The 12,651-nt window shown below is 29.5% G+C and carries 12 protein-coding genes; 4 read left to right on the forward strand and 8 right to left on the reverse strand.

Annotation, left to right across the window (positions count from 1 at the left end; all coding sequences use genetic code 11):
* Window positions 1-3 precede the first annotated feature (3 nt).
* Window positions 4-1,998: a DUF3352 domain-containing protein gene (locus tag SJY17_RS12430; protein WP_397362884.1), complete on the forward strand. Its 1,995-nt coding sequence runs from the start codon at window positions 4-6 to the stop codon at window positions 1,996-1,998.
* 65 nt (window positions 1,999-2,063) lie between these two features.
* On the opposite strand, the gene SJY17_RS12435 is transcribed toward SJY17_RS12430, so the two are convergent.
* The 4 genes from SJY17_RS12435 to SJY17_RS12450 all read right to left on the reverse strand — a co-directional run bounded on the left by SJY17_RS12435 (window position 2,064) and on the right by SJY17_RS12450 (window position 7,402).
* On the reverse strand, window positions 2,064-4,211 hold the full coding sequence (locus tag SJY17_RS12435; RefSeq protein WP_397362885.1) for a von Willebrand factor type A domain-containing protein: 2,148 nt from the start codon (window positions 4,209-4,211) through the stop codon (window positions 2,064-2,066).
* Between the two features lie 94 nt (window positions 4,212-4,305).
* Window positions 4,306-5,400, reverse strand: coding sequence for an AMP-binding protein (locus SJY17_RS12440; protein ID WP_397362886.1), 1,095 nt, complete (start codon window positions 5,398-5,400; stop codon window positions 4,306-4,308).
* A complete protein-coding gene (locus tag SJY17_RS12445) occupies window positions 5,384-6,364 on the reverse strand; it encodes a lysostaphin resistance A-like protein (protein WP_397362887.1) in 981 nt (326 codons plus the stop codon). Before SJY17_RS12445 ends, SJY17_RS12440 begins: the two co-directional genes overlap by 17 nt.
* 3 nt (window positions 6,365-6,367) lie before the next feature.
* Window positions 6,368-7,402 carry an o-succinylbenzoate synthase gene (locus SJY17_RS12450; protein ID WP_397362888.1) on the reverse strand — a complete coding sequence of 345 codons (1,035 nt, stop codon included), beginning with the start codon at window positions 7,400-7,402 and terminating at the stop codon, window positions 6,368-6,370.
* 63 nt (window positions 7,403-7,465) lie between these two features.
* Here SJY17_RS12450 and SJY17_RS12455 point away from each other — a divergent pair, with 63 nt between their 5' ends.
* Window positions 7,466-8,257 carry an SDR family oxidoreductase gene (locus SJY17_RS12455; protein ID WP_397362889.1) on the forward strand — a complete coding sequence of 264 codons (792 nt, stop codon included), beginning with the start codon at window positions 7,466-7,468 and terminating at the stop codon, window positions 8,255-8,257.
* On the opposite strand, the gene menA is transcribed toward SJY17_RS12455, so the two are convergent.
* Together menA and SJY17_RS12465 are read right to left on the reverse strand one after the other, a co-directional pair.
* Window positions 8,250-9,158 (reverse strand): 1,4-dihydroxy-2-naphthoate octaprenyltransferase, encoded by a 909-nt coding sequence (gene menA / locus SJY17_RS12460; RefSeq protein WP_397362890.1) that lies wholly within the window; start codon window positions 9,156-9,158, stop codon window positions 8,250-8,252. The two genes, SJY17_RS12455 and menA, sit on opposite strands and share 8 nt — an antisense overlap.
* Before the next feature lie 3 nt (window positions 9,159-9,161).
* Window positions 9,162-10,001, reverse strand: a complete 840-nt coding sequence (locus tag SJY17_RS12465) for a 1,4-dihydroxy-2-naphthoyl-CoA synthase (protein WP_397362891.1) — start codon at window positions 9,999-10,001, stop codon at window positions 9,162-9,164.
* A gap of 290 nt (window positions 10,002-10,291) precedes the next feature.
* On the opposite strand from SJY17_RS12465, the gene SJY17_RS12470 reads away from it, so the two are divergent.
* Window positions 10,292-10,717, forward strand: a complete 426-nt coding sequence (locus tag SJY17_RS12470; protein WP_397362892.1) for a hypothetical protein — start codon at window positions 10,292-10,294, stop codon at window positions 10,715-10,717.
* A gap of 195 nt (window positions 10,718-10,912) precedes the next feature.
* A complete protein-coding gene (locus SJY17_RS12475; RefSeq protein ID WP_397362893.1) occupies window positions 10,913-11,344 on the forward strand; it encodes a hypothetical protein in 432 nt (143 codons plus the stop codon).
* Here SJY17_RS12475 and SJY17_RS12480 read toward each other — a convergent pair.
* Together SJY17_RS12480 and SJY17_RS12485 are read right to left on the reverse strand one after the other, a co-directional pair.
* On the reverse strand, window positions 11,328-12,167 hold the full coding sequence (locus tag SJY17_RS12480) for a S1 RNA-binding domain-containing protein (RefSeq protein ID WP_397362894.1): 840 nt from the start codon (window positions 12,165-12,167) through the stop codon (window positions 11,328-11,330). The two genes, SJY17_RS12475 and SJY17_RS12480, sit on opposite strands and share 17 nt — an antisense overlap.
* A 69-nt stretch (window positions 12,168-12,236) precedes the next feature.
* Window positions 12,237-12,578: a DUF2853 family protein gene (locus tag SJY17_RS12485; RefSeq protein WP_397362895.1), complete on the reverse strand. Its 342-nt coding sequence runs from the start codon at window positions 12,576-12,578 to the stop codon at window positions 12,237-12,239.
* Window positions 12,579-12,651: the final 73 nt, after the last annotated feature.

The following is a 12,651-nucleotide window of genomic DNA, read 5'->3' on the forward strand; positions in this document are numbered from 1 at the left end:
TCTATGAAAAAACGCAGCATAATTTATTTATTATTAGCCTTAATTTTTAGCTATGGGTTATATCAAGTATATGTCTTTTATTTTGATAATAATGACAACATACAATCTATTTACTTAGTTCCAAAAGATGCTGTTTATGTTATTGAAAGTCAAAAACCAATAGACAATTGGGATGCCATTAGTAAAAGTGATATTTGGAAACATTTAAATACCAACGATTATTTTAATGGTCTTGCAAAAAACCTAAATAAGCTTGATACTATTTTTAAACAAAAACAAGGGACATTTAATCGTATTGGGAATAGAGAATTACTAATATCTGCACATGTTTATGCTCCTAAAAAATATGGCTATTTATATGTTGTTGACTTACAGAAAATCGCTAAACTTAATCTACTTAAAAACAATTTAAACACACTAATAAATAGCAATTATAAGGTTAGTAAACGTAAATATCATGAACATGAGATTACTGAAATTTACGATATCAAAAAACATACAACCCTTTACCTAAGCTTTATTAAAAATCAAATGATTGCGTCTTACGTGCACACATTGGTTGAAGCATCAATAGATCAATATTTAGAACCTGATATTGGACGCGACTTAAATTTTATTGAAGTCAAAAAGCAAGTGGGATACAATGATATGTTTCGTTTGTATTTTCAATATGACTATTTAGACGAATTTGTTAAAGTTTTTTCTAACAAACCTGGTTATTTAACCGAAACACTTAGTAAAAGTCTTGAGTTTAGTGGTTTCAGTTTTAATTTAGATAACAATACTATTGAAGCAAATGGTATAACTAACACTAATAATCAAGCAAGTAGTTATTTAAAAGCCTTACAAAAATCTGGAAAAGGGAAACGTACTATTAGTACTATTGCTCCAAAAAACACTGCACTTTATTTAAGTTTTGCTTTTAGTAGTTTTAATGATTTTTATGAAAACTTTGAAACCATTCAAAAAGAAAATCCCGAACAATTTAAAAACTATTTAGATGGAACAGAACAAATAGAAAACTTCCTGAAAATTAATCTAAAAACTCATTTTATGAGCTGGATTGATGACGAGATTGCTTTACTACAACTCCACTCTAACGTATCAGAATCTAAAAAAGATGTTGCTTTAGTTTTAAAAGCTAATAATATTGAAAACGCTAAAGAAAATTTAAACTTTATTTTACAACAAATAAAAAAACGAACACCTGTAAAGTTTAAAGAAGTTAATTATAAAGGCTACCCAATTAATTTTATGTCTATTAAAGGTTTTTTTAAAATTCTTTTAGGCGATTTATTCTCTGACATAGAAAAACCGTACTTTACAATTATTGACAACTATGTTGTGTTTAGCAACGAGCCAAACACTTTAAAAAGCATTATTAACACTTATACAAACAAAGAAACGCTAAGTAACTTTGAAGCCTTTAAAGACTTTGATGATAAGTTTGATAAACGTTCAAGCATTTTTGCATACGCTAACATACCAAGCCTATATAATAGTGCTTATCATTTTGTAGACGCAACAACTAAAAAAGAATTAAAAACAAATAAAGATTACTTTATTTGTTTTCCGTTAATTGGTGTACAATTAACTCCAGAAAAAAACTTTTTTGAAAGTAAGATAGTTATTGATTATCAAACACCAGAATCTGTTAAAGAACACTACACTTTTAACGATACAGTTATAAGCACAACACAAAATCATACAACTCAAACAGTAGAAATTACTGAAAACTCTATTAATAAAGAGACTATTTTTAATATTCCAGAAATTTATCCAACAGACTTAACAGCAAAAGAGTTTATTAAAAAGTATCCAAACGGAAACACTTATTATTCAGTTGAACTAAAAGATGGTTTAAAGCATGGACGATACAAGCAATACTACAATAACGGAGTTTTAAAAATCTCTGGTAAATATAGAAAAGACAAACAAGTTAGTACTTGGAAAGCATATAATTTAAAAGAAGATTTAGTTTTTAAAAAACGGTATTAATAAAAAAAGGAACGCTAAAAGCGTTCCTTTTTAATTTTAAATAATAAGTAAACAACCAAAACTTGTTATTTAAAAGTGCTGATTAATCTAATAAACTCTGCTCTGTAACCACTTTTATCCTTACCTCTTCCTTTTTCTGCTAAAGCAATAACATCTTCTGGTTTAGAATTATTATGAAAAGAAGATTGTTTTAATTGCATTCCAAATAATGCTACAGCACTTGCAAAATTCATGTCATCTGATGCTTCAGAAGTTTCGTCTTTTTGAACATGCACCATTTCGATACTCTTTGTTTCGTCTGGTTTTTTATATCTAAACTTTACTGTAAATAATTCATCTTTATAATTATCTGTACTTACGTTTTCTTTTTTAGTGTATTTTAAATCTATTGCTTGTTTAACATAATCGTTTTCAACTCCAACTGGAACAATTTCATATAAAGCAGTTACTGTGTGTCCTGCTCCTAATTCTCCTGCATCAATTGTATCATTTACAAAATCTTCGTCTGCTAATAATCTGTTTTCATAACCAATTAAACGATAGGCTTGTACTTGAGTTGGATTAAATTCTACTTGGATTTTAACATCCTTTGCAATGGTAAATAAAGTACCTCCAAACTCGGTTTCAAAAATGCGTCTTGCTTCTTGCATAGTATCTATATACGCATGATTTCCGTTTCCTTTATCTGCTAAGGTTTCAAGCATATCATCTTTATAATTACCATATCCAAAACCTAAAACCGATAAAAATACTCCAGATTTTCTTTTTTCTTCAATCAAATGCTCCATAGCATCAGTAGTTGATGCACCAACATTAAAATCGCCATCAGTAGCTAAAATCACTCTGTTATTTCCTTTTTTTGAAAAATTTTCTTCAGCTAATTTATAAGCTAGTTCAATCCCTTCTCCTCCTGCTGTAGATCCACCTGCATTTAAATTGTCTAATGCTGCTATGATTTTGTCTTTATGCTTCCCTGAAGTTGGCTTTAACACCACACCTGCTGCTCCAGCATACACTACAATAGCAACTTTGTCTTTGTCTCTTAATTGGTTAACTAACAATTTAAAAGCTTGCTTTAAAAGTGGTAGTTTTTTTTGATTACTCATTGATCCTGACACATCCAATAAAAATGTTAAGTTGGCTGCAGGAAGGTTTTCATTTTCATAAATTTTTCCTTGTAAACCAATACGTACTAGTTTAGTATCTGTATGCCAAGGTGTTTTTACAACTTCTGTATTGATTGAAAAAGGATGCTCATCTGTTGGTTGTGGATAATCATAATTAAAATAATTAACCATTTCTTCAATTTTAACAGCGTTAGAAGGTATAAACTGTCCATTATTTATCATACGTCTTACGTTACTATATCCAGCTTTATCTACATCTATAGAAAACGTAGATAATGGTGTTGTATTTGCTATTTTAAATTTGTTTTCATGGATTTTTGTATAGCTTTCATTTAAATGTTTTAACTGATTAAGCTTATTGTCTTTTTCTAAAGCAGTTTCTTTACGCTTATCTTTTTTGCTAGCAGTAGATACTACTACAACTCCATTTACACTTCGTGATCCATACAAAGCAGAAGTACTTGCATCTTTTATTACGTCAACAGATTTAATATCTTTTGTAGATATAGTTGATAATACATTTTCTGAAGATATCACTCCATCAATTATAATTAGAGGTCTCTTATTACTATTTGAAGAGCTAATTCCTCTAATCGCAACGTTTGTCTGGTTTCCTGCAACACCGTTTGAATTATTTATTTGCAAACCAGATACTTTACCTGTCAACATGTTTTTATGCTTATTTTTTCGTTGCCTTTTTCTTGAAACAGATTCTGATGTTAGCATAGTTACTGAAGAAGTCATTTCTTTCTTTTCTCTTGTAATCCCAAAAGCAGAAATTACAACTTCTTCTAAATTACCATCTGGTTTCAAAGACACATCAATTGTTGCAACACTTCCAACTGTTACTTCTTTTGTTTTATAACCAACATAAGAAAACACTAATTTATTTCCACTTTTTGCTTGGATGGTATAATTACCATCAAAATTTGTTGAGGCACCTTTTTTAGTTCCTTTAACAATAACTGTTGCAGATGGTAATGGCAAACCATTCTCGTCAGACACTACACCACTTATTGTTTTTTGTTGTGCTTGTAATTGCACAAGCATAAATAATGCAATTAATACATTTAATACGGTTTTCATAATTATAGTTGTTTAAAGTTTAAAACAAACCTATAACCAAAACGCAGTTTATAAAACTGATAATGAGTGAAGTGGACTTTTGAATGAGTAAACGCTACTTTTTAAATAATTGCAACGTTTTAAGTCTATTAATTTTACCAGAAGGCGTTTCTACAAAAGTAGGAATGGAATATATTTTTTTAGGAGTTTCAATAGAGTTTAAGCTAGAAAACACATCTAAATCTAGTTTATTATTTTTAGCTTCAATAATAAGTATAGCAACCTCTCCAAAAGTTATATTGCTTTCTGATGCTATAAAAAAACGAGTCTCTATTTTTGATTGAAGCTTTGCTTCTATTTGCTCTGGAAATAATTTTACACCTCCAGAATTAATGACGTTATCAATTCGTCCTAACCATTCAAACGCATTTTTAGAATGCAATTTAACAACATCATTAGTTACAATTTGTTGTGATGTTAATTGTGGTGCGTCGATTACTAGACATTGTCTTTCATCTTGAGAAATAGTAATATTAGGAAGTATTTTAAAAATAGATGCTTCAACAAGCTCAGCATGACGGTTTTCTTCCTGAAATAACGTATTATTAACTGATTTTACAGCTATATGTGTAATAGTTTCAGTCATTCCATAGGTTTCAAAAATTTTAGTTTTTAAACCAGAAAACTGTTGTTTTAATTTGGTTGACACTTGTGCTCCACCAACAATAAGTGTTTTAATATTTTCTAAACTATTAATTGTGTTTTGTACTTGAGCTGGTATCATAGCACAAAAATTATATTGCTTTTCTGTATCAAAAATTGGATTAATTGTTGGTTGCAGGTAATCCAACTCTAAGCCCAAAACCATAGCACGAACCAACATCATCTTACCAGCTATATAAGTTGCTGGCAAACATAACAAAGCTGTATTACCAGGTTGTAGTTTAAAAAAATCTCCAGTTGCAATAGCAGAATTAACCATTGCTTGTTTTTTTAATATTATAGGTTTGGGTGTTCCAGTAGATCCAGAAGTTTTTACCTCTATGTAATCTTTATCATCTAACCATTGGGTTAGGAATACGCCTATTTCTTGCTTAAATAATTCGTCTTCATTAATAAAGTTTTGAGCAACTTCATTTAATTGGCTAAAATTATAGTGCTTATCGTTTAATTTAAAACTGTTATGAATATGTTTATAGATTGGTTTCATTACCTAATTCAGTAATCTCATCTAAGATTGGTTGTTCAACTTTTCCAAATAATTTTTCTTTCCAATTAGTCCATTTGTACATTTTTGCAAAAATGAAAATTAAAATAGGAAATACAATAAAAACTGGAAGGATAGTGTCTCCAAAACCAGCTCCAGGTTCTGACACATCTTTTAAGACAGAATGCGTTTGCAAAACAGTCCAATCTGCAGTTAACAATAATGCTCCAAACAGATTGTTAGCTGCATGAAACCCTAACGCAAGTTCCATACCTTCATCCATAAGTGTTATAATACCCAAAAACAAACCAGTACCAATATAATATACCATTACAATGTATCCTAACTTACCAACCTCTGGGTTAAACACATGCATACCTCCAAAAATCACAGAAGTAAGAATTAAAGGCAACCATCTATTTTTAGCTAAAACACCAATACCTTGCATTAAATAGCCTCTAAATAAATACTCTTCAAAACTAGTTTGTATTGGAATAAGTAGGATTGCAATTATAGCAAGAATAATAAAACGATCAAACTGAAAATTCCACACATAATTTTCTGGATATGAATAATAATCTATTAATATCAAACTTGAAGAAATTAATCCCCAAAAAAAGAAAGCAAACAAAATACGTTTCCAATCTACTTTTTTTCTAGCAGTTGTTAATGACCTTATGGATTGTTTATGCAAAAACTTAACAACAATAATTAAGCCTATAAAACCTAAAGCAAAGGATATAAGCATCCAAAACAAAAAGCTATTTTCTCCTAACATATTTGCCATTCCAGTAATATCAGCAGGCATATCAAAAGCACTTTTACCTAGGTCAAATAATTTTACAACTAATGCAACTGCTAAAGGAATTGCACCTAAAACCTGCCAAAACACAAGTATAATTAGTAATCCTACTAAATATCTCCACAATTCATGTTTGCTATTAAAAGCTTGTTTTATATAATCCATAGTTTAAAAATTAAATTCCCAATTAGTTAGTTTATTGTATTGCAATGTACCATTTTTTACTTGTAATGGAGACATAATATTATTTGTAAAAAGACTTCCAGTACCAAGTCCTTGTGGCAAAGTACTCTGTTTTATATACGTGTATTGTGCAATTGCATTTAGTCCAACGTTACTTTCCAAAGCACTAGTAATCCACCAGCCAATATTTTGTTTTTCTGCTAATGTAATCCAATCATCAGTACCTTTAAAACCACCTATAAAACTAGGTTTTAATATAATGTATTGCGGATTTATAGTGTCTAATATTTTTTGTTTTTTAATGGTATCAAACACACCAATCAGTTCTTCGTCTAAAGCAATTGGTAATGGTGTATTCTGGCAAAGTTTAGCCATGTTTTCAAATTGACCAGCTTTAATAGGCTGTTCGATAGAATGTAGTTTAAAATCTGATAATCGCTTCAGTTTTTCTAAAGCATCATTAGGTGTAAACGCACCATTAGCATCCACACGTAGTTCTATATCGCTTTCGCTGAAATTTTGCCTAATTTCTTTTAAAATATCAAGTTCTGTTTGAAAATCTATTGCTCCAATTTTTAGTTTAATACAACTAAATCCAGACGAAATTTTATCTTCAATTTGTTGTTTCATAAAACCTTTACTTCCCATCCAAATCAATCCGTTAATTGAAATTGAATCTTCTGAATTTGTAAATTTTGAAGGAAATAAAATAAATTTATTTTCAGCCTCAAAGCTTTTAAAAGCCATTTCTAGTCCTATTTGTATACTTGGAAACTCTATATTTAATATATAAAGCCAATCAAATCCCATATTTATGTTATCACAAGTTTTTTTAAGTTGCGCTTCATAATCTGGTCTATCATCTATACTTAATCCTCTTAATATTCCGCATTCTCCTATACCACGCTTACTTTCATCTTCTATAATTATAAACCAAGTTTCTTTGGTTTTTAAAACACCTCTTGATGTTCCGCTAGGTTGCTTAAATTGTAAAATGTGTTTGTAGTAAGTGGCTTTCATATTAAAAATCAAAAATACTTAAATAATTTTGTATTAAATTTCAGAATATATTAAAACTTAAAAATGAATTTTGATAATAAAGTAATTTGGATAACAGGAGCTTCTAGCGGAATTGGACAAAGTCTAGCTCTAACCCTATCTAAATATAATTGCAAACTTATTTTGTCTTCTAGAAGAGCATCTGCTTTAGAGGATGTAAAACAGGCTTGTCATACTCCAGAAAACGTTGCCATATTACCATTAGATTTGGCAAATTATAATAACATGAAAGCTATTGCAGACCAAGCTATTTTATTATTTGGAACTATAGATATTTTGGTTAATAATGGAGGGATTAGTCAGCGCTCTTTAATAATTGATACAGATATTTGTGTCGATAAAAAACTAATGGATGTTGATTATTTAGGTACAGTTGCTTTATCTAAAGCACTATTACCACATTTTAAAAGCAATCAAAAAGGACATTACGTAACGGTTACTAGTTTGATGGGTAAATTTAGTTCGCCTTATCGTTCTGGGTATTGTGGTGCAAAACATGCTTTGCATGGTTTTTTTGATGCTTTACGTTTAGAGCATCAAAAAGACAATATTAAAGTAACCATGATTTGTCCTGGTTTTGTTAATACTAATGTTGCAAGAAATGCAGTTACAGGAGATGGTAGTTTATTACAAACTCAGGATGATGCTACACAAAAAGGTTTAGAGGTATCTGTCTTTACTAAACGTATGCTTAAAGCTATGCATAAAGAAAAATTTGAAGCCTATATTGGAAAAAAAGAAGTCTTAGGAGTTTATTTAAAACGTTTTTTTCCAAAACTGTTACATAAAATCACTTTAAAAAGTGCTGTTAGATAGTAATTAAATGTCCAACACCTAACAAAATAGCTAATAACACAGTAGTTAATGCAAGTTTTTTAAGTTCTGGATCAAAATCTTTTGGAATAACAGTTTTTTGAACTTTTTTAAGATGAAAAAACAAAGGAATGTAAGCTACAAAATAAATTAAATTATAAGGTGATGTAAAATATAAAACACCAAATAAAACAGATAATATTATAGCTGAAAAAATTAAAAAATAGTGGTATTTTTTTGCTTTATCTGCACCTAATTTAACTGCAAATGTAATTTTATTAGCATTTTTGTCAGACACAATATCTCGCATATTATTTAAATTTAACACAGCTGTACTAAGCAAACCAATGGTTAAAGCAGGTAAAATAGCAACATGATCTATTTGTTTAGCATAAAGCACATAACAACCTATTACACTGATTATTCCAAAAAAAACAAACACATAAACATCTCCTTTTCCTTTATAACCATATGCAGAATCTCCAATAGTATATTTTATTGCAGATTTAATTGCTACTCCAGCAATAACAAAAAAGAGTAATGCTAATAAAAAGTGCTTTGCTTTAAATGAAAAATAAATTAAACCAACAGTAAACGCAATACAAATTAGGATGTTAATTCTAATTGCATTAAACATCTCCTCTTTTGTAATTGCTCCTGATTGTAAAGCTCTTGTTGGTCCAACACGCTCATCATTATCGGTACCTTTTACACCATCTCCATAATCGTTAGCTAGATTTGATAATACTTGATAACTAAGCGTGGTTAAAATCGCAAAAATAAATATTTTGATATCAAACACACCATTATATTCAGCTAAACATGATGCTATAATAATTCCAGAAATAGATAAAGGCAACGTGCGTAAACGCATCGCTGAAACCCATTTAGTTACAGTATTCATATATTATGGTATCCATTGTTTAGGAAAGTTAGGTTTGCGTTTTTCTAAAAAAGCATCTCTACCTTCTTTAGCCTCATCTGTCATATAAGCCAAACGTGTCGCTTCTCCAGCAAACACTTGCTGTCCAACCATACCATCGTCTGTAAGATTCATAGCAAACTTTAGCATTTTTATAGAAGTTGGTGATTTTTCTAAGATCTCTTGAGCCCATTCAAAAGCAGTATTTTCTAGCTCTGCATGAGGTATAACTGCATTGACCATTCCCATGTCATAAGCTTCTTGTGCTGAATAATTTCTTCCCAAGAAAAAGATTTCTCTTGCTTTTTTCTGACCAACCATTTTTGCTAAATAAGCAGATCCATAACCACCATCAAAACTTGTAACGTCAGCATCTGTTTGCTTAAAAATAGCATGTTCTTTACTTGCTAAAGTTAAATCGCATACCACATGCAAACTATGTCCTCCTCCAACTGCCCAACCAGGTACAACAGCTATTACTGCTTTAGGCATAAATCTAATTAAACGTTGTACTTCTAAAATATTTAGTCTATGATAACCATCTTCTCCAACATATCCTTGATGTCCTCTAGCCTTTTGGTCTCCACCAGAGCAAAAACTGTATACACCATCTTTTGTAGAAGGTCCTTCTGCAGACAATAACACTACTCCAATTGAAGTGTCTTCTCCTGCATCATAAAACGCATCATACAACTCTTTTGTAGTTTTTGGTCTAAATGCATTTCTAACATTAGGTCTATTAAAAGCTATACGTGCTACTCCATTACATTTAGAATATGTAATATCCTCGTAATCCTTTGCTTTTTGCCAATTAATATCTGCCATATAATATTATTAAATTTTTAAGAGTATAAAAATACATAATTAATAGTTTTTAAGTCTATTAATACATTGTTTGATTATCGAATACTTTCGCTTTAATTCATTTTTAATAATAAAAATTTCACCTAACTTACTGATAATCAGCGATATCTTGTAAGAAAAACCTACTAAAAGCTCGCTTTTAATCGATGAAATTTACATTTTAACGAATCAAGCTTTATAATCACTTTGAAAACAAAACAATATTATGCGCGCATAGTAACTTTATTACGCTAAACATTAATCAATTGACTATGAACATCATAGACACACCTCTTTATAAAGAAGTAAAAGAAATTCATAAGTTTCCTTTGGGTGACGTGTTTCTTTTTGAAAATGTTGTAATAGCACAAATTAATGAAGGAAAACATGTTAGTATAGAATCAGGGCAAGAGTGTTTTAAAGCTATTCATGATTTTTATGGTGCAGGTAAACAATTTGGTTATATATCAAATAGAATACACAGATACTCAATCGAAGCATTAGATTATCCAAAGCATAATATCATATTTCCGAATTTAAAAATATACGCCATTATTGGGTATTCTCATTTTAATGAACTAAATATTGACATTGAAAAACAATTTTGCAAAGTCCCATTTTTTGGATTTCAAACTATAACAGAAGCATACAAATATGTAAATAACTATATCCTGAATAAATCCACAAAGATAGCGTGATATTTATTCAACTTCCCTAAGTAGTTTATTAATAGTTATTTATAGACCACCTGAAAAATCCTTAACGTTTTTCAGGTGGTCTTTTGTTTTTCATCGATAATAAATCTTTTTTATCGAAAACTTCTTAAAGTTTATATATTTTTATCCAAAATAGAAAAACTACCTTAAATTTGAGTCAAGCTATTAATTAATCTTATGAATATAACCGATTCTACTCTTGCAAACGAGATTAAAGACGTTTACGTCTCTGATCATGGTAATTTTTACTTTTTAGATGGTATTGTAATTTCTGAAATAAACGAAGGTGTTACTTATACTTGGGAAGAAGCATCTAAAGCTATTGATGCTGCTAAAGAGTTTTATGGCAACAATGTTACAGTTACTTATATTTCTAATAGAGTTAACAAATACTCTATTAAGCCATCAGATTGGTTAAAATTTTATAGAAATGATAATAATTTAAATGGCTATGCTGTTGTAACTAATAGTGAAAACAGTTGGTTTAATGCTTTAATGGAAAAATTATTTTCTGTTGCAGAAATTGTACGTTTTGAAGATTTGTATGAAGCTATAAAGTGGGCAAAACATAAAAATAATACAAATTCTAAATCTAATCTTGCGTCTTAAGATAGATTCCGTCGTCTTTTATTTCAATTAATTTCTTTTTATAAAGTGTTCCAACCGCTTTTTTAAAGGTCTTCTTACTCATTTCCAATCTATTTTTTATATCCTCAGGATTAGACTTATCATTTAAAGGTATAAAACCGCTATTATACTCAAGCTCTTGCATTATTTTGTCAGCATTTGGTTCTATATTTCTGTAACCAATGTCTCCTAAACTAATATCTAATTTGTTTCCTGGTCTAATCTTTTTTACAATACCTTTAAGCTTGTCTCCAACACTTATTTCTTGAAATATATTATCCTTATATATTAAACCAGAATGTTTATTATTTATTATCACATTTAATCCTAAATCACTTGGATGAGATACAATAATATCTACTTTATCAAACTCGGCTACTGTTAACTCTTTATTATCTAAAAATCTATTGGTTTTACTTGATGCTACTAGACGTTCAGTAATGTCGTCCATATAACAATGTACAAGATACCAACCTCCTTTTTTCATTGGAAAAGCTTGTTCTTTAAAAGGACAAAACAATTCTTTAACCAATCCAAAATCTAAAAAAGCACCAAAATTTGTCACTGCATTACAACGCAACATTGCAAACTCGCCTTTTACTATGTATGGTTGATCTGTTGTTGCTATAATACGTTCTTCATTATCTAAATACACAAAAACTTCTAGATTGTCTCCAATTTCAAAATGTTCTGGAACATATCTGTTTGGTAATAATACTTCGTTATTATCTGCATCACCTAAAAATAAACCAGGTTCTGTGTCTCTTAAAATTTCAAGTGTATTGTACTCTCCTATCTGTATCATTTTGCAAATGTAAGCATATAAAAAAAGCGTTACAGAACTGTAACGCTTTTTTTGCATAAAATTTTGATTCTATTTGTAAACAGACTCTTTTTTAAAGTGTTTAGCTAGCATATAATATACTACAGCTCTATACTTATTTCTGTTTGATTTACCATAAGCATCCATAACAGAAGCAATTCCTTTATCTAAATCTGCACTATCTTTTAATCCTAATTTTTTGATTAAAAAGTTGTTTTTTACTGTATCTAATTCTGATTGATCAGATCCAGAAACTGTTGCAGCATCTTTATTATAAATTGATGGACCACAACCAATAGTTACTTTAGTTAAAAAATCCATGTCTGCATTTACACCTAATTTGTCTTTTAAATCTGCAGCGTACTTTGCGATTAAATCATCACGTTTACTCATAATTATATTTATTAGATTAATATTTTTTAGCATTTTAAAGGTACACATTTTTTGTGTTCCTTTTTTTAAGCAA

The organism is Olleya sp. R77988, assembly GCF_044594215.1.
GTDB lineage: Bacteria > Bacteroidota > Bacteroidia > Flavobacteriales > Flavobacteriaceae > Olleya.